The following is a 24,074-nucleotide window of genomic DNA, read 5'->3' on the forward strand; positions in this document are numbered from 1 at the left end:
TGCAGGCACATTAAAGGAGCCTGCATGCCCGTCATCACCACCGTTGAAGATTTACGCGTTCTTGCGCAAAAGCGGGTTCCCCGCATGTTTTACGACTATGCGGACTCCGGGTCTTGGACTGAGAGCACCTACCGCGCCAACTCCGACGACTTTCAAAGCATCAAACTGCGCCAGCGTGTTGCGGTCAACATGGAAAACCGCAGCACCGCCACCACCATGATCGGCCAAAAAGTCGCCATGCCTGTGGCGATTGCCCCGACCGGTCTGACCGGCATGCAACATGCCGACGGCGAAATCAAGGGCGCGCAGGCGGCCAAGAAGTTTGGTGTTCCTTTCACGCTGTCCACCATGAGCATCTGCTCGATTGAGGATGTGGCCAAGGAAACAGGCAACCACCCCTTCTGGTTCCAGTTGTATGTCATGAAAGACCGCGACTTCATCGAACGCCTGATTGACCGGGCCAAGGCTGCCAACTGTTCGGCGCTGGTGTTGACCCTGGATCTTCAAATTTTGGGTCAGCGCCACAAAGACCTTAAAAACGGCCTCAGCGCCCCACCCAAGCTCACCGTCACCAACATCATCAACCTCATGACCAAGGTGCGTTGGGGCTTGGGCATGCTGGGAACCAAACGCCATGGCTTCGGCAACATCGTCGGCCATGTGAAGGGCGTCGAAAACATGGGTTCACTCAGCGAGTGGACCGCCAAGCAGTTTGACCCAGCGCTGAACTGGGGCGACGTGGAGTGGATCGCAAAACGCTGGGGCGGCAAGCTCATTCTGAAAGGCATTCAGGATGTGGAGGACGCCCGTCTGGCAGTCGAGTCTGGCGCTGATGCGCTGATTGTCTCCAACCACGGCGGACGCCAACTGGATGGTGCGCAGTCGTCCATTCAAGCGCTTCCGGCCATCATCGACGCTGTGGGCAAGGGCATTGAGGTGCACATGGACGGCGGCATTCGCTCCGGGCAAGACGTGCTCAAAGCCCGCGCCTTGGGCGCGCAGGGCACTTACATCGGTCGCGCTTTTCTCTATGGTTTGGGCGCGATGGGCGAAGAAGGCGTTACCAAGGCACTGGAAATCATCCACAAAGAGCTGGAGTTGACCATGGCGTTTTGTGGCCACACCAACATCAACACCGTGGACAAGAGCATTTTGCTGCCCGGCACCTACCCCACCTGAGGGGCGGCCCGGCCTGGGTGGGCTAAAGCGTCTGGCTCACCAGCTTGAAGTCGGCGTCTTCCGAGAACGGCTTCACCGCAAAGCCCAGGCTCTTCATGAGCTTGAGCATGGTGGGGTTGTTGGCCAGCACCAGTCCTTCAATTTCCTCCAGCCCTTTCTCACGGGCGAAGTCCATGATGGACAGCATCAGCCGTGAACCAAGCCCCTTGCCCTTGAAGTCGTCTGAGACCACCAGCGAGAATTCACAGCTGGTGCGGTCGGGGTTGGTGATGTAGCGCGACACGCCCACAATGCGGGCCATCTCGGTGGTGCTGCCGTCCGCACCGACGCGCCGCTCACGGTACACCGCCACCAGCGCCATTTCGCGGTCATAGTCAATCAGCGTGAAGCGCGACAACATCGTGGCGGGCAGCTCTTGCATGCTCGACACAAAGCGGAAGTAGCGGCTCTCCGGCGAGAGTTTGCGCACAAAGTCTTGCAACATGTGGGCGTCTTCGGGATGGATCGGGCGCACCGTGTACTCGCCGCCGCCGCGCAGCGGCCACACTTGTTCGTGCTGGGACGGATAGGGAAGAATCGCCAAATGGTTGTAGTTGCGCGCTGAAGGGGGAGCGTTTTCCACCACAATGCGGGCGTCCACCGCCACCGCGCCGCTGTCGTCCACGATGATGGGGTTGATATCCATCTCGCGCAGTTGCGGCAACTCACACACCATCTCGGAGACGCGCAGCAAAACCTGCTCCAGCGCATCCATATGGACCGGTGGCGCGCCCCGCCACTCACCCAGAATGTCAGCCACGCGGGCGCGCTGAATCAGGCTTCGCGCCAGAAACTGGTTCAACGGTGGCAAGGCCATGGCCCGGTCGTTCATCATCTCGATCATGGTGCCACCCGCGCCAAAGGCAATCACCGGGCCAAACGGGTCGTCGGTGACCAGCCCCACGTAAATCTCTCGCCCCCGTTTCTGGGTTGACATGTTTTGAATCGTGACTCCGTTGATGCGTGCCTGCGGCATCAAGCGGGTCACCGTCTGAATCATCTCGGTATAGGTGTCGCGCACCCCAACGGCGTTGAGCACATTGAGCGCCACCCCCTGCACATCCGACTTGTGGGTGATGTCGGGTGAGTCAATTTTGAGCGCCACCGGAAAGCCGAGTTGTGTGGCGATCATGATCGCCTCATTCACGCTGCGCGCCAAAATGGTTCGGGTCACGGGAATGTGAAACGCGGCCAGCAAGGCCTTGGACTCCATCTCAGTCAGCACCTTGCGCCGCTCGGCCAACACGCTTTCAATCAGAATGCGGGCACCTTCCACGTCAGGCTTGGCCAGATTTGACAAGGGGGGCGGCGTTTGCTGAAGCAGTTGCTGGTTTTGGTAGAACGAGGCAATGTTGCCAAACGCGCCCACAGCGGCCTCTGGCGTGCGAAACGTGGGGATGGCGGCCGCGTTCAAAATAGCGCGTGATTCCGCCACGGTGGCGTCTCCCATCAGGCAGGTCAGCAACGGTTTGGAGATCTTCTTGTTGGCCTCGGCCAGCGCACTGGCGATGCCAGCGCTATCCGTGCCAATTTTGGGCGAATAAATGGCCAACACCCCGTCCACCTGCGGGGCTTTGCCCGCCAACTCCACAGCCGCCTTGAAGTGTTCGGGCCCTGCGTCTTCAGACACATCAATCAAATCGCACAAGGACGCCAGCGGCGGCAATGTGGGCGCCAATTGTTCTGCCTGCTCAGGCGTCAGGCAGGCCAGTTGAAGGTTGATTTCACTCACCCAATCGGCCGCTAACACGCCCGGCCCACCGCCGTTGGTGACGATGGCGAGGCGGCGCCCCACCGGGCGATAGCGCGAAGCCAGGCACTTGGCGGCAGAGAACAGCGCCACAAACGAGCGCACCCGCACCGCGCCGGCCCGGCGCAAAGCGGCGTCAAACACGTCGTCACTGCCCACAATGGTGCCGGAATGCGTCAACGCGGCCCGGTTGCCAGCAGACTTACGACCGGCTTTCAACACCACCACCGGCTTGGCGTTGGCCGCCGCGCGCAACGCGCTCATGAAGCGGCGGGCGTGGCTGATGCCCTCCATGTAAATGACGATGCTGTGGGTTTGCGGGTCACTGGCCAGGAAGTCAAGCACCTGCGCCAAATCAACCGCTGTGTTCGGGCCCAAAGACACCACGGTCGAAAATCCCACGCCATTTCCCTGGGCCCAGTCCAGGATCGAGGACGTCAAAGCCCCTGACTGGGACACCAGCGCCAACGGCCCTTTGGTGCACAGTGCACCTGCCACGCTGGCGTTCAGGTTCAAGGCCGGGCGCTGAAAGCCCAGGCAATTGGGACCCAGTAAATGGATGCCGTCGCGCTTGGCAATGCGATGCAGCTCAGCCGCATGCTCGGCATCGATACCGCTGGAAATCACCAGGGCTGCCCGGCATTTGATGCGCCCGGCAATTTCCAGGGCCGAGGCGACCTCTTGGGGCGGCAGCGCAATGATGGCGAGATCCGCTTGCGCGCCGGCCAGGTCGGCCAGCGTGCCGCTGAAGTTGATGTCCAGAAAAGTCAGCGTGCCGGTGTAGCGCTGCGCCACCAGCGCGTTGTGCAAGGCGCGGGCCTGTGGGGTCTGCCCCTCAGGGTCGTCCATATTGCCTGCCAGCACGACGATGGATTCTGGCGAGAAGAGTGGCGAGAGAAAATGCTTGTCCATACGGATTCCAATGCAGAGCTACGTGTTGCAGTGCAGCATACCCTTTTTGGCACCGTTTGGCCTTAACCGAAGTCAGCACAGCCCCGTTATCCTAGACCCATGAACCTAGATTGCCATGTCACTGCCGCTTGAATCGCCGCTGCCCGACGTGCCAGCCGGTGGCGTGCGCCGCATTGCCCACCTGGACATGGACGCGTTTTATGCCTCTGTCGAGCTGTTGCGCTATCCGCAGTTGAAAGACCTGCCCGTGGTGATTGGCGGCAGCCGTCGCCAGTCGGAAGACGTGATTCGCGAAACACTGGGTGATGTGCCGCTGGCTCGCATCCCGGTGGAGGACTTTCCCCGACTCAAGGACTACACCGGGCGTGGCGTTATCACCACCGCCACCTACGCGGCGCGCCAATTTGGGGTGGGATCGGCCATGGGGCTCATGAAAGCTGCGAAACTTTGCCCACAAGCCATTTTGCTGCCGGTGGACTTTGAGGAGTACCGCAAGTACTCCCGCGCTTTCAAAACCATCATTCTGGACATTGCACCGCTGATGGAGAACCGGGGCGTGGACGAGGTCTACATTGACTTCACCCACGTGCCCGGCGGCCAGCGAGAAGGTGGGCGGGTGCTGGCCCGACTGATTCAAAAAGCCATTTTTGACCAAACCGGGCTTACTAGCTCGGTGGGCGTGGCGCCCAACAAACTGCTGGCCAAAATGGCCAGCGAGTTCAACAAGCCGCGCGGCATCTCCATCGTGCACGCCAACGAGCTTGAAACCCTGATCTGGCCCCTGGCGTGTCGAAAGATCAACGGCATCGGCCCCAAGATGGATGAAAAGCTCCAGGCCCTGGGTGTGCGCACCATTGGTGAATTGGCCTGTCAGAACCAGCTCTGGCTGAGCCAGCACTTTGGGCCCAAGACGGGCGCCTGGTTATTTGAAGCAGCGAGAGGACAGGATGACCGGCCGGTGGTCACCGAGAGCGAGCCCGTCTCCATGAGCCGCGAAACCACTTTTGAGCGGGACTTGCATGCCGTGCGCGACAAAGCGGAGTTGGGTGCCTTGTTCACACGTTTGTGCGAGAACGTCGCCGACGACCTGCAGCGCAAAGGCTATGTGGGAAAGACTATCGGTGTCAAGTTGCGTTTTGACGATTTTCAGATCGTCACCCGCGACCAGACGCTGGACACCTACACCGCCAATGCTGCATTGATCCGCCATACAGCGGGGCAGTGTCTCAAACGCGTGGCGCTGGACAAACGCCTTCGCTTGCTGGGTATTCGGGTGAGCGCATTGGTCAAAGCTGAAGATCGTCATCCAATTGAACGAAATATGCCTCTAGCCCCAACCGATCATGCGCAGAACGCTATCAATTTTGAAGCAGTGAACGGAGAGCTTTTTTGACCGCTTCATTCACAATGGACGTTGAAGCCAGACATCCTTTCCCGCAAATTTCATATGAACGGGCGAACTACAGTACAGTTTGATCTCTGCTTCTCCACTGGAACCACTTGCCACCATGATCCCAGTTCAGCCGCTGACACCAAGCGCCTTTCCCCACTCCAAATCCCTGGAAAATCGGCTGTCGGCGCTGCGCTGGCCACGGCTGTGGGGGGGGATTGGCACTGTTGCTGGTCTCTGGCGCCCTTCTGGCCTTGGCATTGCACACCCAGAGAGATCAAGCGCTTCAGTCTGGCAAACGCCTCACCGCATCATTCGCCCGGGTGATTGAAGAACAGACCACACGCACGATTCAAACCGTTGACCAGCGGCTTCAGCTAGCCAGCCGCGGTCTGTCGGACCTCAAGACTGGAGGCCAGTTGAACGAGGCGACCGCGCGCGCGGTTCTGCGTGAACATGGCAACTCGGTGCCTTTTGTGCGGGCCATGTGGGTGATGGACGCTCAGGGCCACATTCTTTACGACGCTGACGAGGGCAATATTGGCATCAGCCTGGAAGACCGCCCCTATTTCCAGGTTTACATAAACGAGCCCACCACCGGCTTTCTCCTGGGTACCCCCGTGCGTAGCCGCTTCACCGGGAACTGGTTGCTCGCCGCGTCCAGGCCGCTTTACAAGCCCGATGGCAGCTTTGACGGAATCATTGTGGCAGCCGTTGAGCCGCCGTACTTCAATGAAATATGGGGCACCATGGACTTGGGGCAGGGTGGGTCGATCGCATTGGCCACCCGAGCGGGTGTTTTGATGATGCGTGCGCCACACGTTGACGAGGTGATGGGAAAGGACCTTGGCGAGCGCCCCGTTTTCAAAGAAATGGTGCCCCGCAGCCCGAGCGGCGACTATGTGGACGCCAGCGGGGTCGACGGTGTGGTGCGTCTTTTTTCCTACCGAACGTTGAAACAATACCCTGACTTTGTGGTCGTCGTCGGCCAGGCCAGCAACTTTGCTTTGGCGCCCTGGCGCAATTTGGCGACGGTTGCGGCGCTGATCTGGCTGGCCGCGTCCCTTACTATCCTCGCGCTATCGATCCTGTTGGACCGAGCCTGGCGCCAACGTGAACGCGCGCGGGTCCTCACTGAACAAACGGCTCAGCGCCTGGCCTTGGCCACTGAGGCCGCAGCCATTGGCATTTGGGACTGGGACTTGTCGCGTAACAAGTGGTCCGCCACACCGACCTATTTCGCCTTGCTGGGCGATGTCATTGACAGTCGCTATGCCGACTTGGACGCTTGGTTGGAGCGGGTTCACCCTGACGACCGAACCCACGTGGATACAACGCTCAAGGCGGTGATCGCCGGTGAGTTCAATGAATTTCACTACGAGGCCCGCATTCGGCATGCCAATGGCAGCTATCGCTGGATGGAGGTCAGCGGACGCGCCTTGGCACACGACGGCCAAGGCAAGGCTCTGCGTTTGCTGGGCGCTCGCACGGACATCACCGCGCGTAAGGAGGCCCAGGAAGCAAGGCTGCAGGCATTGGAGCGGGTCACCAATGCTTTTATGTCGTTCGACCCGGACTGGCGTTGCACATTTGTCAACCCCGAAGCCGCCAAAATTCTGGGTCATGAGCCGAGTTGGTTCATTGGCAAACAGTTTTGGGACGAATACCCACAACTCGTCGGGCTGGAATTTCACCAGGCGTGCCTGCAGGCGATGACAGAGCAGAAGCCCCATGAAATGGCCACCTACTTCGCACCGGAAGACCGCTGGTTCGAAAACCATTTGTACCCCTCGCCCGATGGATTGACCCTCTACTTCCAAGACATCCCGCCGCGCTAGCGGGCGGAGCAAGCGCTTCAGGACAGCGAGGCACGTTATCGGCAACTGTTCGACAGCAACCCGCAACCGATGTGGGTCTATGACCTGGCAACGCTAGACTTTTTGGTTGTCAACGATGCCGCCATTGTCCACTACGGATACAGCCGGGAGGAGTTTCTTGGCATGACGATCAAGGACATCCGGCCCTCAGAAGACATTGAAAGACTGATGGACGATGTCAATACCGACAAGAAAAACCGCAGCCCAGCGTCGCTTTGGCGCCATCGACGCAAAGACGGCAGTCTGATCCAGGTCGATATCACAGCCCACTCGCTGAATTATGCAGGCCGGCCCGCTCGGCTGGTTTTGGCCCACGACGTCACGGGACACGAGCAAGCGCTGCAGGACCTTCGTTTGAGTGAAGAAAACCTGAGCATCACGCTGCAATCGATCGGCGATGCGGTCATTGCCACCGATCACAACGGCAACATCACCCGCATGAACCCGACGGCAGAACGCTTGACGGCGTGTCCTTTGTCTGAGGCGCTGGGAAAACCGCTGACGGACGTGTTTCGCATCATCAATGCAAAAACCCGGGCGCCAGCCGTCAACCCCGTTCAGTTGGTCATGAGTACAGGCAAGGTGGTGGGCCTGGCCAACCACACGGCCTTGCAGGCCCGTGACGGGCAGGAGTACCAAATTTTTGACAGTGCCGCCCCCATGCACGATGCCAACGGCGACATCATTGGCGTGGTGCTGGTGTTCAGCGATGTCACCGAGGCCTACCGCGTGAACGAGGCCCTGGCGGAAACCACGAAGTTGCTGGAGCGCACTGGTGAACTGGCCAAGGTCGGCGGCTGGGAGTTGGATTTGCGCACGCAAAAGCTGAAACTTTCCAACCAAACCATTCGTCTGAACCAAGCGGAGTTGGGTGCTTCGCCGACGCTTGAGGACGGATTGAATGCCTATTCAGAAGACATTCGCCCCGTTCTCACCCAGGCGATCCAGACCGCGATCTCAACCGGCGAACCTTTCAATCTTGAGCTACCGCGTGTGTCACAGGGGCGAACCATCTGGCTTCGTACTCAGGGCAGAGCGGTTTTTGAAGATGGCGAGGCCATCAAAATTGAAGGAGCTTCACAGGAAATCACCGAACGTAAGCTGGCAGAACTCGCCCTGAAAGACAGCGAAACCCGCTTCAGGAACTTAGTGGAATGGATGCCCGAGGCCATTGTGGTGCATCGCGACGGCATCATCCTTTATGTCAATCCTGCTGCTGCAACGTTGTTTGGCGCAACCTCAGCGCAGCAACTGGTAGGCACAGCCGCTTTGGATCGGGTGCACCCAGAAGACCGCGATCGGGTCATCCAAAGAATCCAGAGCCTCACCCAGTTGGGCGGGTCTGCCCCGTTGGCCGACACCCGGTTTCTTCAACTGGATGGCACGGTTATCGACATTCAAATTCAGGGCACGCAAATCATGTACGACGGCGCCCCCGCCGTTCAGGCGGTGATGCGAGACGTGAGTGCTCGACGGCAATCAGAGCGGCTTGCCGCGGCAACCCAGCAGGCGCTGAACAAGTCCGCGCAGCACACGCAAACCATCTTGAACAACCTGATGGACGGCGTCATCACCATCAGCAGCCAAGGTCAAATCGAGTCCATCAACAAGGCGGCGTGTGCGCTGTTTGGCTACATGCCCGAAGAAGTTCTCGGGCGCAACGTCTCCATGCTCACACCAGAGCCGCACCGCAGTCAACATGACGGTTACTTGAAGCGCTACCTGTCCACCGGACAGACGCACATCATGGGGAAACTCACGGAAATTGAAGGCGTTCGCAAAGACGGCACGCTGTTCCCCATGAGTTTGCAGCTATCAGAAATCGTCACCCCCGAATACACCACATTTATTGGCATTGCGCGGGACATCACTCAGCACCGTCAAGACATTGAGGAGATTCGTCGCCTGGCCTTTTACGACTCACTGACGGGATTACCCGATCGGCGTTTGCTGATGGACCGCCTGCGCCAGGCCATGCACACCTCCAACCGGTCCGGCCACCACGGGGCGCTGATGTTTCTGGACCTGGATCATTTCAAGCAACTCAACGACACCCAGGGACACGACATTGGTGACCTGTTGCTGCAACAGGTGGCCTGCCGCATTCAAGGCTGCGCCCGTGTGGGAAACAGCCTGGCCCGCCTGGGGGGCGACGAATTTGTGGTGCTGCTGGAGAACCTGAGTGGGAATGGAACCGAGGCCGCTAACCAGGCCGAGATCGTGGCCAACAAGGTCTTGCATTCGTTTCAGAGTGCCTTCAACCTGAATGGACATGACCACGAGAGCACGAGCAGCATTGGCATTGTGGTGTTCAGAGGCGAGCTGGATGCCATGGACGAGTTGCTGAAGAAGGCCGACCTCGCCATGTACCAGGCCAAGGCCGCCGGGCGCAACAATGCCCGCTTTTACGACCCCGCCATGCAGGCTGCCGTGGCGGCTCGCGACGCGCTGGAAAAAGACATGCGCGACGCCTTGGCCACACAGGCCTTCGCCCTGCACTACCAGATTCAGGTCAACCACACCGGGGCCACCACGGGCGCCGAAGCGCTGGTGCGCTGGAATCATCCGAGCAAAGGCATGGTCTCACCGGCCCACTTCATTCCCTTGGCCGAGGAAACCGGGCTGATTCAGCCCTTGGGCCAATGGGTGCTGGAAACCGCTTGCGCTCAACTCGTCAAGTGGGCCAATGCCGAGGACTCCGCGCACTGGACGGTGTCCGTGAACGTGAGTGCATTGCAGTTCGCCCTGCCGGACTATGTGCAGACTGTGACCTCGGCACTGCAAAAAACAGGTGCCAATCCCCGGCTGTTGAAGTTGGAGCTGACCGAAAGCATGCTGGCCAGCGATGTGGACGATGTGGTCGCCAAGATGCGTGATTTGAAATCACAGGGCGTCAGCCTGTCGCTGGACGACTTTGGCACCGGCTATCCGTCACTGGCCTATCTGAAACTTCTGCCGCTGGACCAGATCAAGATTGACCAGAGCTTTGTGCGCAATGTGCTGACCGACGCCAGCGACGCCGCCATTGCCCGCACCATTCTGGCGCTGGGGCGTAGTCTGGGCCTGCAAGTCATTGCTGAAGGGGTAGAGACACTGGAGCAGCGCAATTTTCTGGCGGGCATTGGCTGTCAAGCCTACCAAGGCTATTACTTTGGACGGCCTGTGGCTGCCGACGCTTTGCACCAAGTTGCAAGCAAAAAAGACCTGTAGCCCTTATGCAACATGCGGGAGGCGTTATTTTTTAAATAGCGCCTCCCGCATACACGTTTATTGCCGTGCCGTGCGAATATTGGGCGGCATGGCCTGTGGATAACTGGCGCGAAACGGGTTGATGTCCAGCCCACCGCGGCGGGTGTAGCGGGCATACACCGCCAGGCGTTGCGGCTTGCAACGGGCCCAGATGTCACAAAAAATACGCTCCACACACTGCTCATGGAACTCGTTGTGGTTGCGAAAGCTCACCAAATACTGCAACAGGCCTTCATGGTCAATTTGCGCGCCGCTGTAGCTGATCTGCACGCTGCCCCAGTCTGGCTGGCCGGTGACCAGGCAGTTGCTTTTAAGCAGATTGCTGGTCAGCACCTCCGCCACCGGGGCTTCGTCGTCCTGCGCCACGCGCAGCAAATCTGGCGCGGGGGTGTAGCGGGTGCAATCGACGTCCAGTCTGTCCAGGCTCAAGCCGTCCAGCTCATGCACGGGTTCGCGGTCAAAGTTTTCCATGGGCACTAGTCTGACGCCTACCGAGGACTGCACCACCGCGCCGCGCCAGGCGGCCTCGTTCACGTCTGACCGCAGGCAGGCCAAGACAGCGGCGGCATCCGGGAACGCTGTGTTGTTGAAGCTGTTGAGGTAGAGCTTGAAGGACTTGCTCTCAATGATGTGGGGCGTCTCACACGGAAACGTGAAATGCGCCAGCGCCACCTGCGGCTTGCCGCGCGGGTTGAGCCAGCTCAACTCAAACGCCGTCCACAGGTCTGCGCCCAAAAACGGCAGGCTGGCGCCCAAGCCAATTTCAGCGCGTTTGCCGGCGCGGGGAATCGGGAACAGCAGAGAAGCGTCGTACTGGTCCACATAGGCAGAGGTTTTGCCAAGTTGAGAATGTTCAGGCAGGTTCATGCGAGCGGTTGGTGGTCAGGTGTCGGAGGACGGAGTAGAAGGCGTGGCGGCCTTGAGATGACTCAGCAGGGGCGGCAACAGCCGTTCAACCACGCCTGGCGGCAGGTCGTGGCCCATGCCTTCGATGCCAAACAAGGTGGCGCCTGGAATGCGCCGGGCGGTGTCTTCACCACAGGCGTAGGGGACCAACGGGTCGGCTTTGCCGTGAATGACCAGGGTGGGCACGCGAATGCGCGACAACTGCGCGGCACGCGTGATGTCCGCCATGATGGCCAGCATCTGGCGCATGGTGCCCACCGGGTAATAGCCGCGTTGTGAGCCTTTTTGAATGCGGGCCCGCAACTCGGCGTCTGGCGTCACAAAACCGGGGCTGCCAATGAGTTTGAACAACTTCACATAGTGCTCCAGCACCGCCTCTGGCCGATGGTTGGCCGGGCGCTTGAGCAGGGCCTGCACCACCTCGCGCTTGGGGTTGGGCAAATGTTTGGCGCCGCTGGTGCTCATGATGCTGGTCAGGCTGAGCACACGCGCCGGGGCGGTCAGGGCCACGCGCTGCGCAATCATGCCGCCCATGCTGGCGCCCACCACATGCGCCTTGTCAATGCCCAGCGCGTCCAGCACGCCAAGCGAATCAGACGCCATGTCAGTCAGGCTGTACGACGACTGCGGCGTCAAACCCAACTTGTAGCGCAGGCTTTGCCAAATCATCTTCGGCTTACCATGGGCTTCGAACCGGTGGCTCAGGCCCACATCGCGGTTGTCGTGGCACACCACGCGGTAACCCGCATCCACCAAGGCCTGCACCAGCTCCGGCGGCCAGGCCACCAGTTGCATGCCCAAGCCCATGATCAGCAACACCGTGGGGCGAGACTCACCTGGCGCGCCAGGGCCGGTGTCTTCCACTTCAATATCGATGTTGTTTGCTCTTACTTTCATAGCTACTCCCGCATGTTAATAAAGGGCTACAGCCACTTTTTTTATAAATTTACTTAGTCAACCTGTCGACGGCGAAACACGAGCCGCTCCGGCTGGGAGGCCTCGGCGTCAAAAGCATAGCCTTCCAGATTGAACCCGGTCAGTCCCTGAGGCGTCAGCACGCGGTGGGTGGCGGCGTAGCGAGCCATGAGCCCACGCGCGCGCTTGGCCATGAAGCTGATGATTTTGTACTGCCCGGCCCGGTATTCCTGAAACACGCACTCCACCACCCGCGCTTTGAGCGCCTTGGTGTCCACGGCCTTGAAGTACTCCTGACTGGCCAGATTCACGACCACGGGAGAGATGTCGCGCTGCAAGCGCTCATTCAAATAGGTCGCGAGTTGCGGACCCCAGTATTGATAGAGGTTTTTGCCATGCGTTGTTTCCAGGCGGGTGCCCATCTCCAAGCGGTAGGGCTGCATGTAGTCCAGCGGACGCAGCACGCCGTAGAGGCCGCTCAAGATACACACATGGTCTTGCGCCCAGGCCAGGTCGTCGCCCGTCAACGTTTTGGCGTCCAGACCGCCATAGACATCCCCATTGAAGGCCAGCACAGCCTGCTTGGCGTTTTTGGCTGTGAATTTGGGCGTCCAGGCCTGGTAGCGGGCCGCATTCAGGCCAGACAAGGCGTCACTGAGGTGCATCAGCTCTGAGATCTGCAGCGGCGATTTTTGTTTGAGCACCTCAATCAGTTCGGCCGATTGCTTCACAAACAACGGCTGCGTGTGGGGAACGGCTCCCGCCGGGGTTTCAAAATCAAGCGCTTTCGCAGGGGACAAAAGGAACAGCATGGAGGTTCAAGGTACTTTAAAGAAGTGGGATGAAGCAAAAAGGCTTCCTGAAGAAGCCTTGATTATCGTGAATGCGATGGAGAACTCAGGTGAGGTCACCTGCCAGCGAGGCCATGGCCTCCGCACCGATCAAGGTGTGCGCCGGGTAATGGGTGTGATCACAGCTCAACTTGACCGCCGCGCCTGCTTTCACCGCTGCACACATGGCTGGCGTCAGCTCAAAACGCACAAAGTGCACCGCCGAGGTTTTCTCGTCGTTTTCGCGGTCCATGTCCTCATCGGCAATGGCGTACACCCGGGCCTGCCCCTCCACTTCCACAAACAAATGGTCTTCCACCCCGATCAGGCGCGCCAGTTCCCTGCGGCGCTCGTTTTCATCCGGGTACTCGATCATCATGGTGGCTTTCCAGTTGCTGCCCTCCGGTACCAGCGGTGCGTAGGCATCAATCTCTTGCAGGATGCCCTCTTCTTCAAACACCTTTTCAATGCGCAACATCTCCTGAATCTGGTAGCGAATGGTGGTCTCAGACTCAAACTGCAGGTTGATGTACTCCCCCAGGCGCACGCTGCGCTGTTTGCGGTGCGCCATGACCTGGGCCTTGTTCTCCTTGCGCCACTTGCTGTAGGCCTCCAGTGTCATGAGGCTCTCAGGGGTGATATTTCCGGTGATCTGCATGTGAACTCCAATATTTTTTCTGCGGTGGCTGGACCGGGTTTATTTCAAACCGTAGGCCTTGGCGACCAGACTCAAGGGGTGCTGCAACTCAGGCGCACCCAGGCCGTTGATGTCAAAGCCCTGGGCAATATGGTGGCCGCCCAGAGGGCAGTCAGAGCTGATGTAGTCCGGCTTGCTGCCATCCTTCATATTGGCCATGGCCTTGAACAAAGGTTTGCCAATCTTCAGGGCCTGCTGGTGCGTCGCCTTTTTCACCCCAAACGTGCCCGCATGGCCCGAGCAACGCTCATGGGTATTGACGGTGGTGCCGGGAATCATTTTGAGCATCTCCTCGGTCTTCTTGCCGATGTTTTGCACCCGGCCGTGGCAAGGAATCTGGTAGCTGATATTACCCAGCGGGGTAGAAAACTCGGTTTTCAGCAAACCGTCGCGCTTGCGCTGCATCAGGTACTCAAACGGGTCCCACATGGCTTTCTTGACCAACTGCACGTCGGCCTCGTCCGGAAACATCAACGGAATTTCCTGCTTGAACATCAGCGCGCAGCTGGGCACGGCGGCCAAAATCGCAAATCCGTCTTTGGCGTAAGCCGCCAGCACCGGAATGTTGGCTTGCTTGCTGGCGTTGACTGACTCCAAATCGCCCAGCTCCAGTTTGGGCATGCCGCAGCATTTCTCTTTCTCCACAATCACATAGGGCACGTCGTTGTGGTCCAGAATTTTGAGCAAATCCAGCCCAATGCCGGGCTCGTTGTAGTTGATATAGCAGGTGGCAAAAATCACCACCTTGCCCGGCGTCTTGGCGCCGTCGGTGATCACCGTGGCTTTGGCCGCCGGCGTTTTGTGGCGGAACTTGCGGGTGGCCAAGGCGGGCAGCCAGGCATCTTTGTCCACCCCCAGCGTGGACTCCATCGCGCTACGGGCCAATGCCGTCTTGTTCACCGCATTCACAGTTTGCACCACCACCGGTATGCCAGCCAATGAGCCGTGCAAATCAGTGGATGCCAAAAGCTTTTCGCCAAAGCCAACCTCGCCTTTTTTGAACTTGATGGCCTTGGCTCGCAGCATGGTGTGGGGAAAGTCCAGATTGAACTCGTGGGGCGGCACATAAGGGCACTTGGTCATGTAGCACAGGTCACACAGGTAACACTGGTCCACCACTTTCCAGTAGTCTTTCTTGTCGACCCCGTCGACCTCCATGGTGGTGCTCTCATCCACCAGGTCAAACAAGGTGGGGAACGACCCACACAGACTCACACAGCGCCGGCAACCATGGCAAATGTCAAAAATCCGCTCCATCTCATGCAGGACCACCTCTTCGTTGTAATAGTCGGGTCCTTGCCAGTCGATGGGGTGGCGGGTCGGAGCGGACAAGTTGCCTTCAGTTGCCATGGCGAGCCTCCTCAAGAGTGATGTTTCTGTTTTTTGAATCCTCTGCATTGGGCGCTGCACGCAACGCCCAACACGGATGAACCGGACCAAGCCCGGCGCCTCTCGGCGCCGCCTTAGTCCACCAGTTCAGTCAACGCTTTGGCGTAGCGATTGGCGTGGGAACGCTCGGCCTTGGCCAGGGTTTCGAACCAGTCCGCGACTTCATCATGGCCTTCGTCACGGGCCGTTTTGGCCATGCCGGGGTACATGTCGGTGTACTCATGGGTTTCACCTGCCACTGCCGACGCCAGGTTGTCGCGGGTGGCGCCAAAGGGCAAGCCGGTGGCCGGATCGCCGCATTGCTCCAGCCACTCCAGGTGCCCGTGCGCGTGGCCGGTCTCCCCTTCTGCGGTGGAGCGGAACAGGGCCGCCACATCGGGCTGGCCTTCAACGTCGGCCTTGTTTGCGAAATACAAATATCGACGGTTGGCCTGAGACTCGCCCGCGAACGCGGCCTTTAGGTTGTCTTCCGTTTTGGAACCTTTGAGAGCTGGCATAAAAATCTCCTGTTGGTGGAACAAATTCGCCTGCTTGGGCAAGTTCAGTCGCCCAAGACTCCAACAGACTAGCCCTTAATGGCGCGCTCGTCCAGTTGGCTCTCTCAATACAGCCCATAAAACGCAGCTATCAAAGACCGTCCGGCATTCAGACGGCCTGCCAATGCAGCAGGTGTCGAATAAAATGCCTGATTCTCAGCCTTCGATTAACTATCGGCGCTTGCTTTGCACAGCAGCCGTTCTCGCCTTCTCTTGCCCAGCGCGTTTGAAGTGACGAGCCAGCCAAAGACACCATGAACGACGAACTGCAACAACCTGGCCTGAACAGCCTGTCCAAATCCTTTGAGCCTGCCGCCATCGAGGCCCAGTGGGGGCCGGAGTGGGAACGTCGGGAATATGGCCAGGCGGGTTACCGCGGCACCAAGGCCGCCAAGCCGGGCGCAGAGGCGTTTGCCATCCAGTTGCCGCCGCCCAATGTCACCGGCACGCTTCACATGGGGCATGCGTTCAACCAGACGATCATGGACTCGCTGACCCGATACCACCGCATGCGGGGTGCCAATACCGCCTGGATTCCCGGCACCGACCACGCCGGCATTGCCACCCAAATCGTGGTGGAACGCCAGTTGCAGGCGCAAAAGATCAGCCGCCATGACTTGGGCCGCAAGAATTTCGTCTCCAAAGTCTGGGAGTGGAAAGAAAAGTCTGGCGACACCATCACCACCCAGATGCGCCGCATGGGCGACAGCGTGGACTGGAGCCGCGAATACTTCACCATGGACGACAAGCTCTCCAAAACGGTGACTGAGACCTTTGTTCAGCTGTTTGAGCAAGGCCTGATTTACCGCGGCAAGCGCTTGGTGAACTGGGACCCCGTGTTGCAAAGCGCGGTGAGCGACCTAGAGGTGGAAAGCGAAGAAGAAGACGGCTCGATGTGGCACATCTCGTACCCGTTCACCGACGGCGCACAAACTGTCGCTGGCGAAACCGTGCTGGGCCTGACGGTGGCCACCACCCGACCTGAGACCATGCTGGGCGACGTGGCGGTGATGGTTCATCCCGAAGACGAACGCTACCAGCACCTGATTGGCAAACACGTCAACCTGCCGCTGTGCGACCGCGCCATTCCCATCATTGCTGACGACTACGTTGACAAAGCCTTTGGCACCGGCGTGGTCAAGGTCACCCCCGCCCACGACCAAAACGACTATGCCGTCGGACAGCGCCACAAGCTAGCCATGATCTGCGTGCTGACGCTGGACGCCAAGATCAACGACCAGGCCCCTGAGGTTTACCAAGGGCTGGACCGTTTTGTGGCCCGCAAGAAGATCGTGGCTGACCTGGAAGCGCTGGGTCTGCTGGTCGAGGTCAAGAAACACAAACTCATGGTGCCGCGCTGCGCCCGCACCGGCCAGGTCATTGAGCCGATGCTGACGGACCAGTGGTTTGTCGCCATGAGCAAGGTCAGTGAGAAAGACCCCACTGGCAAATCCATCGCCCAAAAAGCCGTGGACGCCGTGGAGTCTGGCGCGGTCAAGTTTGTGCCGGAGAACTGGGTCAACACCTACAACCAGTGGATGAACAACATCCAGGACTGGTGCATTTCCCGCCAACTGTGGTGGGGCCACCAGATTCCGGCCTGGTACGACGAAGACGGCAAAGTCTATGTCGCCCGCAACGAGGCCGAAGCGCAAGCCCAGGCCCCCGGCAAAACGCTGACGCGCGACGAAGACGTGCTGGACACATGGTATTCGTCCGCACTGGTGCCCTTCAGCACCATGGGTTGGCCTGAAAAGACCGAAGATTTTGACCTCTACCTGCCCTCCTCCGTGCTGGTGACGGGCTACGACATCATCTTCTTCTGGGTCGCCCGGATGATCATGATGACCACCCACTTCACGGGACAAGTGCCGTTCAAACACGTTTACATCCACGGTTTGGTGCGCGACGCGCAGGGCAAAAAGATGAGTAAGTCTGAAGGCAATGTGCTTGACCCGGTGGACTTGATCGACGGCATTGCCCTGCCCGAGTTGCTGGCCAAACGCTCTGAAGGCCTGCGCAAGCCCGAAACCGCGCCACAAGTGCGCAAGAACACCGAAAAAGAGTTCCCCGTCGGCATTCCCGCCTTTGGCGCCGATGCGCTGCGATTCACCTTCGCCTCGCTGGCCTCATTGGGACGCAGCATCAATTTCGACTCCAAGCGCTGCGAAGGCTATCGCAACTTCTGCAACAAGCTCTGGAATGCCAGCCGCTTTGTGCTGATGAACTGCGAAGGCCAGGACTGCGGACTGAACGAACACACAGCCGAAGAGTGTGCCGTGGGCGCTGAGACGCCCAGCTACCTGGAATTCAGTCAGGCAGACCGCTGGATCGTGTCATTGCTGCAAAAAACAGAGGCTGACGTTGCCAAAGGGTTTGAAGACTACCGCCTGGACAACGTGGCCAACACGATCTATGACTTTGTCTGGAACGAGTTTTGTGACTGGTACCTCGAAATTGCCAAAGTGCAAATTCAGACCGGCAACGACGCCCAAAAGCGCGCCACCCGCCGCACCCTGATTCGCACACTGGAAACCATTCTGCGAATGGCCCACCCCCTGATTCCGTTCATCACGGAAGAGTTATGGCAAATTGTGGCACCAGTGGCCGGTCGGGCGGGTGAGTCCGTGGCCATTGCCGACTACCCCGTCAGCCAGCCTGAGCGCATTGACGAGGACGCCATTGCCCATGTGGCCAAGCTCAAGCACCTGGTGGACGTTTGCCGCACCTTGCGCGGCGAGATGAATGTGTCGCCATCCACCCGTTTGCCCTTGTTTGTGGTGGCCGGGCAGCCGGAAGAAGCTGCGTTCCTGAAAGAGACCGCCCCGATTCTGCAAGCGCTGGCCAAATTGAACGAAGTGCGCGTGTTCGACGACGAAGCCGCTTGGGCAACCGCCGCTGAATCAGCCCCCGTGGCCGTGGTCGGCACCGCACGGGTTTGCCTCTACATGGAAGTGGATGTGGGCGCGGAGAAGCTGCGCTTGGGCAAAGAGTTGGCACGCCTCGAAGGAGAAGTCGTCAAAACCGAAGGCAAGCTCAGCAACGAAGCCTTTGTGGCCCGTGCCCCTGCCGCCGTGATCGACTTGGAGCGCAAGCGCATGGCCGACTTTGCGTCCACTATCACCAAGATCAAAGAGCAATTGGCTCGCCTTGGCTAATCCGCAGCGCGCTTGAACCGCGCGTTGACCCGTAAAAAAACCGACTCAAAGTCGGTTTTTTTACACCAAAGTGGTTGGGGCTCAGCGCCGACGCATCACATGAATAAACTCATCGCCGACGGTTTCCTGCTCAAGCAATTCATTGCCCGTTTGCTTGGCAAACGCCTGAAAATCACGCAACGAACCGGAGTCGCTTGAAACCACCTTCAGCGTCTGACCGCTTTGCATCTCCGCCAGCGCCTTCTTCGCTTTCAGAATAGGCAGCGGACAGTTCAGGCCCCGGGTATCCACTTCTTTGTCGATTTGCATCTGTAGTCCTTGTTGTATGGGCGCAATTCTAGTGAGTTGGGCGGCTTAGACCGCCTAAGCCGAAAAGGGTCAAGCCGGAAACACCCCGGTCGACAAGTAACGGTCACCCCGGTCGCAGACGATGAACACAATGGTGGCATTGCGCTCGCGGGCAGCAATTTCTTGTGCCACAGCACAGGCGCCAGCGGCTGAAATACCCGCAAAAATACCCTCTTCCCGGGCCAAACGCCGACACATCTCCTCGGCCGTTTCCTGGCTGACGTACAGCAACTCGTCTACGGTCTCGGGGTTGTAAATCTTGGGCAGGTACTCCTGTGGCCACTTGCGAATGCCCGGAATACGCGAGCCCTCATGCGGTTGCACACCCACGATCTTGATGGCCGGGTTCATTTCCTTCAAATACCGGGACACCCCAGTGATGGTGCCGGTGGTGCCCATGGCGCTCACAAAATGGGTGATCTTTCCCTTGGTGGCTTTCCAGATTTCGGGGCCAGTTGTTTCGTAGTGAATGCGCGGGTTGTCGGCGTTGGAAAACTGATCGAGCACGCGGCCCTTGCCGTCGCGCTGCATCTGCTCTGCCAGATCACGCGAATACTCAATGCCGCCGCTTTTGGGTGTCAGAATCAACTCCGCCCCAAAGGCCTTCATAGTCTGAGCCCGCTCAATGGACAAATCCTCCGGCATGATCAAAATCATGCGGTAGCCCTTGATGGCAGCCGCCATGGCCAGGGCAATGCCGGTGTTGCCGGAGGTCGCCTCAATCAAAGTGTCGCCGGGTTTGATGTCGCCGCGCTCTTCCGCGCGCTTGATCATGGACAGCGCCGGGCGGTCTTTCACCGAACCGGCAGGGTTGTTGCCCTCCAACTTGCCCAAAATGACGTTTCCTCGGGCCTTGTTGTCGTCTGCACCGATGCGTTGCAACCTAACGAGCGGTGTTTTTCCGATGGAATCTTCAATAGTGGGGTATTTCATAGCCCATACTGTGCCATAATTTCGGTCTGCCCTAATAACTGCCCGGGTGGTGAAATTGGTAGACTCAGGGGACTCAAAATCCCCCGCCGCAAGGCGTGCCGGTTCGAGTCCGGCCCCGGGCACCATAGACAAGACCGCACAGTTCCAAAGACGTGCGGTCTTTTTCTTTTTCCCTATGAAAAGCTGATTCTTGTCGTGCGCTAGCGTGCGGGGGAGTTTGCCACGTTCCAGCGATAGGCGGGGGCACTTTTGGGGGCACGAATTCGGAAAATGGGGGCACACGCTATTAATTGTGGTGATTCAACCCATAGCTGAGTAAGACGCCAAGGAATATCACCCCCTTAGCAACGCACGGAAACTAGCCAGCGCTCAACGCAGAATTCACCCGCAAGTGAAGCCGCCAGGGAGTACCTTGGAAAATCAGAGCGATAGGCAGCACACAAGCCGCACCCGGTCCGGGCCAGGCACCACCACCACGGGCAACGATCCGGCACGCGGGCTGGCCACGGTCGAGGCCTTGCGCCTGGTGCAGCCAGCCCCTTCACCCTTGGGGGGCGTCAAGGCGAATAAGCACAATACAACCGCCTTAGCAACACCATGCAACAGTTTGCATTCGCGATCTTTTTGACCCGTGCACGGATTACCTAGGGAAGGACCCATGACGGAGGGGGTAGGGGCGTCGTGTTTGATCCCATTGAAGCTACATGCCCGGCGGTTTCCGTGGTGCCGGCCGCGCTTGTTGTATCGCGGTGATGTTTTTTTGACTGCGACAAGTGAGGGCACTGCGACAACCGCATAAACAAAGGGTTTGCTTGCCTTCAGTGCCTGCACGAGCACTGCGACAAGTGAGGGCAAATCTTTCCGGGGTAGTCCGGGAAAGTCGGGCGGGGCTTGATTTTGGCAATTGGTGCCATGAATACCGGGATATTCAGCGCGGGTGATGCCCTTGCGCCCACCGCCCACCGGCGGCCCGGCACAGGATCACCCTTGCCATGCATCAGGGCAAACACGAGGCGCATCATGGGCAGCCATGCCAGGCGGTCACAGCTCAAGATTGAAAATCTCAGGTGTGATCCGGTAGCACGTCGCAGGCCCCACGCCAGGCAAACGCGGCCTACAGTCGAACGGGCGGCCGCCGTCAGGGGCTAGGCACCCGTGATCCAACAAAACACGGCAAACCGCCTGGTAGTCAAAGCCTTGGCAAACTTCAGCTCTGAAGGTTTCAGCCAATATAAAATATTCAAAGCTCACGTTTTCACCCAACGTGGCGGGCATTCGCTCACCATACTCACGCTGGTGTGAGGCATCGGTTTTGATGGGCTCCCCCTCCGCATTCAACATGCGCCGCATGCCAGCCCGTTGCAACGTCTTGGGCGCATGATCGTCGGCACTGCGGTGCCACATTGAAAAACGGCCTTCACCATGCGTTTCAAGAAAGCGCCGGACAGCCCGCAGCATGGCCACGACTTCGCCATTCCCGTTGCCACCACGCGCAGCTAGCCAGGCATTGAAACAAGCTGCGGCCGCCCGCTCGCTCTCGCCCACCGGCCAGCCGGTCAGGCCCGCCGCCGTGGCCATTTCACCCGCAGCACCCACCAGCGCAAAGCGTGCGCCCACCCGTTCGACTTGCCCGCTTGAATCTTTGGGAATCAAATGCGCAGTCAAAGCGTTAGAGCTGGTGCGAATGGTGGCCTTGATACTGCCCGCGTGAGTGGTCAACCATTCAAGCCAGGCACGGCCGGGGGCACCGTAAACCGCTTGAGCTGCTCCGGTAATGTGTTTCGCAAACGCAGCACCGCCCGCGTAGCCGTGCAGATTTTCAAAAGCCCCCAGCCCGGCTCCAGCATCGGCCGGAATGTCTGCCATTCTGACTTCCTGCCCGGTGCGGGTGCGCTTCTGCCCTTCTGCCATGTGGTCAGCCAGGCCCAATTCACCAGCACTCAAAAACAGTAGTCGCCAGGCTTGCCGGGTGCGTGGGGTGCCGGTACGTGTTGCGCGGGCTTTGCCCTGTTCGTTGGCCAACATGTAGGCACACTCCCCAGCCGTCTTGGGGTCAATCTGTGCCAGCTCATCCAAGATCAGTAGGCAGTCGCTGTGCTGGGCTGCAATGGCTTCCAGCGCGTTATCAGTCGCTCGCCAGCGTTGCAGGTAGCTCGCGCCACCGTTCACGCTTGCCGCCAACTTTAGGGCCGTGGTCTTGCCGCTGGATGAATCGCCCCGGTAGTGGAACCCGCCCGACTCCATGCCCATAGGCCGCAACAATGGTCCGGCAAACGCACACGCCACAGCGAACACCATGCGGGAATTACCGACACACAAGGCCCCCACACGGTCGCGCCATTGCTCAGCGGTGCCTTTGGTTTTGAACGTGTTTTCAACCGCGTTATCACTTTGAAAAACAATGCGTTCGGCATCATCCCCAATGGTTTCACGAGGCAGCACAAAGGCCACCCCGTGCCAGCCAATACGGTCGGTGCAACTGGCAAATTCTTCGGGGGCCCGGGTCTGTATGTACTGGGTCAAAAGGTTTCGAGCACGGGGCGTAGTCGATATGCGAAGGCCCATATTCAGCAGCGCCGCACGGTACTCGCCACCGTCAGCAGAAAGCATTCGGGCGGGCATGGCCCAACGCTTTTCAACCTTCAACAGGTCAGCAAAGGCCACGTAATACCCCCAGCCGCTGCCGTCTTGGTCGCGGGTGTGCGCTTCAACATTCAAAGGGCTGCAAATCCAGTCAGGCGGCTTGGCTTTGCCATCTTGATCCGCCCCAGTGAACCACACGCCTGATTCATCCACTGTGAACGGGTCATAAATGCGGACAGGGTCGGCGCTTTCGGGCCCGCTGGCCTTGCGCCGCTTGCTTGGGCTGGGCTTCTTGGCCTTATCGGTTTGCGCCGCGTGGGCTGCCACTTTGCTCGCTTGGTGTGCATCAATGGCGGCCTCTACAAGGCACCGCACCAACTCTAACCCGCTCGCCTGGTGCAGGTCGTTGAAGTCACTCGCCCCAGCGGGCAAACCCTCAGGAAAGACAGCCACGCCACCCACTGCACGGGCGGCCGCAGTGGCTTTGTCGCGGCCCGGGTTATGACCTGTCTTGGCGTGTGTGGCTTGGTCATCATCGCCAGCAATGACGATCAACGCGGCCGGGTGCGCCTGGTGTATGGCTTTGACCACATGGGCCAGATTTCCCGCATCAAACGCAACTGCCACCGGGCGGCCCGTGGCCTCAAACACACTTGCGGCCGTAGCGTAGCCTTCCGCAACCAGCAGCACCGCAGGCGCGGGACTGGTGTCACTGGTAGCAACTAGGCCGGGCACCAGCCCCAACCAATGGCAAAGGCCGGACTTGCGGCCGTTCTTCAAAAACAGTTTATCGGTGCCGCCGTTGGCCGGCTTGCTGGGGGCAATGCGTTGCAGGTTCCACAGTTCACCGCTTGCGTCGCAAAGGGGAACCAACACGCAATCATCAGTCGCAAAGCGCACGCCGTGGGGTTGAATTCCCTTGCGGGTCAAATAGGCACTGGTGCCAGTTTCGCCTGCCTGCTGCCACAGTAACGCGGCCTCACTCGCTGCGCGGTCTTGGGCGGCCTTTTGTTGGACTTGGGCGGCCTGGTCGCGTTCTGCCCGCTCACGTGCCAAGCGAGCGCTTATTTCGGGGTCTGGTACGTTGGGCACTTGGGGTGACTTGGGCAGCCTGTAGCCGTTTTCTTTGGCAAGGTGTAATAGCGTGCCAATGCCAACACCGCCCCCCGGCTTGATGCTGTGCCAGGTCGAGCGCGTGGCCTTGGGGTCGTAGCCCTCGGCCGTTTGGCTCCATTCATCGAACAAATCAAAGCCAGTAGAGTCTGCAAACTCTGACTTAATCGCCATTCCCACCCGCGCCCAATCATCGCGGGCAACGTTGGCGGGCACGTATTGCAGGGCAGAGCGGATCAGCTCGGGGATGATAGTAGTTTGTATGGCCAC

At 59.3% G+C, this 24,074-nt stretch carries 15 protein-coding genes, 1 tRNA gene and 1 pseudogene; 7 read left to right on the forward strand and 10 right to left on the reverse strand.

Features of this window, described 5'->3' with window-relative positions; all coding sequences use genetic code 11:
- The first annotated feature begins 24 nt into the window (after positions 1-24).
- A complete protein-coding gene (locus J8G15_RS09680; protein ID WP_210547264.1) occupies positions 25-1,179 on the forward strand; it encodes an alpha-hydroxy acid oxidase in 1,155 nt (384 codons plus the stop codon).
- Positions 1,180-1,201: 22 nt separating this feature from the next.
- Here the strand turns inward: J8G15_RS09680 and J8G15_RS09685 are convergent, their stop codons facing one another.
- Entirely contained in the window at positions 1,202-3,880 is a 2,679-nt protein-coding gene (locus J8G15_RS09685; RefSeq protein ID WP_210547265.1) for a bifunctional acetate--CoA ligase family protein/GNAT family N-acetyltransferase, read from the reverse strand.
- Between the two features lie 115 nt (positions 3,881-3,995).
- On the opposite strand from J8G15_RS09685, the gene dinB reads away from it, so the two are divergent.
- The 4 genes and pseudogenes from dinB to J8G15_RS22110 all read left to right on the forward strand — a co-directional run bounded on the left by dinB (position 3,996) and on the right by J8G15_RS22110 (position 10,357).
- Entirely contained in the window at positions 3,996-5,273 is a 1,278-nt protein-coding gene (gene dinB, locus J8G15_RS09690; protein WP_210547266.1) for a DNA polymerase IV, read from the forward strand.
- A gap of 215 nt (positions 5,274-5,488) precedes the next feature.
- Positions 5,489-7,108 (forward strand): cache domain-containing protein, encoded by a 1,620-nt coding sequence (locus J8G15_RS09695; protein ID WP_210547267.1) that lies wholly within the window; start codon positions 5,489-5,491, stop codon positions 7,106-7,108.
- Between the two features lie 42 nt (positions 7,109-7,150).
- Positions 7,151-7,831, forward strand: a pseudogene (locus tag J8G15_RS22105) (PAS domain-containing protein); the annotation flags it as partial.
- Positions 7,808-10,357: an EAL domain-containing protein gene (locus tag J8G15_RS22110; protein ID WP_370627544.1), complete on the forward strand. Its 2,550-nt coding sequence runs from the start codon at positions 7,808-7,810 to the stop codon at positions 10,355-10,357. The pseudogene J8G15_RS22105 and the gene J8G15_RS22110, both read left to right, overlap by 24 nt.
- A 57-nt stretch (positions 10,358-10,414) precedes the next feature.
- On the opposite strand, the gene queF is transcribed toward J8G15_RS22110, so the two are convergent.
- The 6 genes from queF to J8G15_RS09730 form a co-directional block, all read right to left on the reverse strand.
- Positions 10,415-11,263: an NADPH-dependent 7-cyano-7-deazaguanine reductase QueF gene (queF, locus tag J8G15_RS09705; protein ID WP_210547269.1), complete on the reverse strand. Its 849-nt coding sequence runs from the start codon at positions 11,261-11,263 to the stop codon at positions 10,415-10,417.
- A 15-nt stretch (positions 11,264-11,278) separates the two neighbouring features.
- Positions 11,279-12,199, reverse strand: coding sequence for an alpha/beta fold hydrolase (locus tag J8G15_RS09710; protein WP_210547270.1), 921 nt, complete (start codon positions 12,197-12,199; stop codon positions 11,279-11,281).
- 53 nt (positions 12,200-12,252) lie between these two features.
- Positions 12,253-13,029, reverse strand: a complete 777-nt coding sequence (gene yaaA / locus J8G15_RS09715; protein WP_210547271.1) for a peroxide stress protein YaaA — start codon at positions 13,027-13,029, stop codon at positions 12,253-12,255.
- A gap of 85 nt (positions 13,030-13,114) precedes the next feature.
- Entirely contained in the window at positions 13,115-13,705 is a 591-nt protein-coding gene (locus J8G15_RS09720) for a DUF3501 family protein (protein ID WP_210547272.1), read from the reverse strand.
- A 39-nt stretch (positions 13,706-13,744) separates the two neighbouring features.
- Positions 13,745-15,094: a (Fe-S)-binding protein gene (locus J8G15_RS09725; protein ID WP_210547273.1), complete on the reverse strand. Its 1,350-nt coding sequence runs from the start codon at positions 15,092-15,094 to the stop codon at positions 13,745-13,747.
- A gap of 113 nt (positions 15,095-15,207) precedes the next feature.
- The gene (locus tag J8G15_RS09730; RefSeq protein ID WP_210547274.1) at positions 15,208-15,630 is read right to left on the reverse strand and encodes a rubrerythrin family protein; all 423 of its coding nucleotides are present in this window, start codon (positions 15,628-15,630) and stop codon (positions 15,208-15,210) included.
- Positions 15,631-15,923: 293 nt separating this feature from the next.
- Between J8G15_RS09730 and J8G15_RS09735 the strand changes: the two genes are divergently transcribed.
- Positions 15,924-18,827: a valine--tRNA ligase gene (locus J8G15_RS09735; protein ID WP_210547275.1), complete on the forward strand. Its 2,904-nt coding sequence runs from the start codon at positions 15,924-15,926 to the stop codon at positions 18,825-18,827.
- Between the two features lie 81 nt (positions 18,828-18,908).
- On the opposite strand, the gene J8G15_RS09740 is transcribed toward J8G15_RS09735, so the two are convergent.
- A complete protein-coding gene (locus tag J8G15_RS09740; RefSeq protein ID WP_210547276.1) occupies positions 18,909-19,136 on the reverse strand; it encodes a sulfurtransferase TusA family protein in 228 nt (75 codons plus the stop codon).
- A gap of 69 nt (positions 19,137-19,205) precedes the next feature.
- A complete protein-coding gene (gene cysM, locus J8G15_RS09745) occupies positions 19,206-20,108 on the reverse strand; it encodes a cysteine synthase CysM (RefSeq protein ID WP_210547277.1) in 903 nt (300 codons plus the stop codon).
- Between the two features lie 40 nt (positions 20,109-20,148).
- Between cysM and J8G15_RS09750 the strand changes: the two genes are divergently transcribed.
- Positions 20,149-20,233: transfer RNA gene (locus tag J8G15_RS09750), tRNA-Leu, on the forward strand.
- Between the two features lie 916 nt (positions 20,234-21,149).
- On the opposite strand, the gene J8G15_RS09755 is transcribed toward J8G15_RS09750, so the two are convergent.
- Positions 21,150-24,074 (reverse strand): DUF927 domain-containing protein, encoded by a 2,925-nt coding sequence (locus tag J8G15_RS09755; protein WP_210547278.1) that lies wholly within the window; start codon positions 24,072-24,074, stop codon positions 21,150-21,152.

The sequence above is a fragment of the Rhodoferax sp. PAMC 29310 genome (genome assembly GCF_017948265.1).
Lineage (GTDB): Bacteria > Pseudomonadota > Gammaproteobacteria > Burkholderiales > Burkholderiaceae_C > Rhodoferax.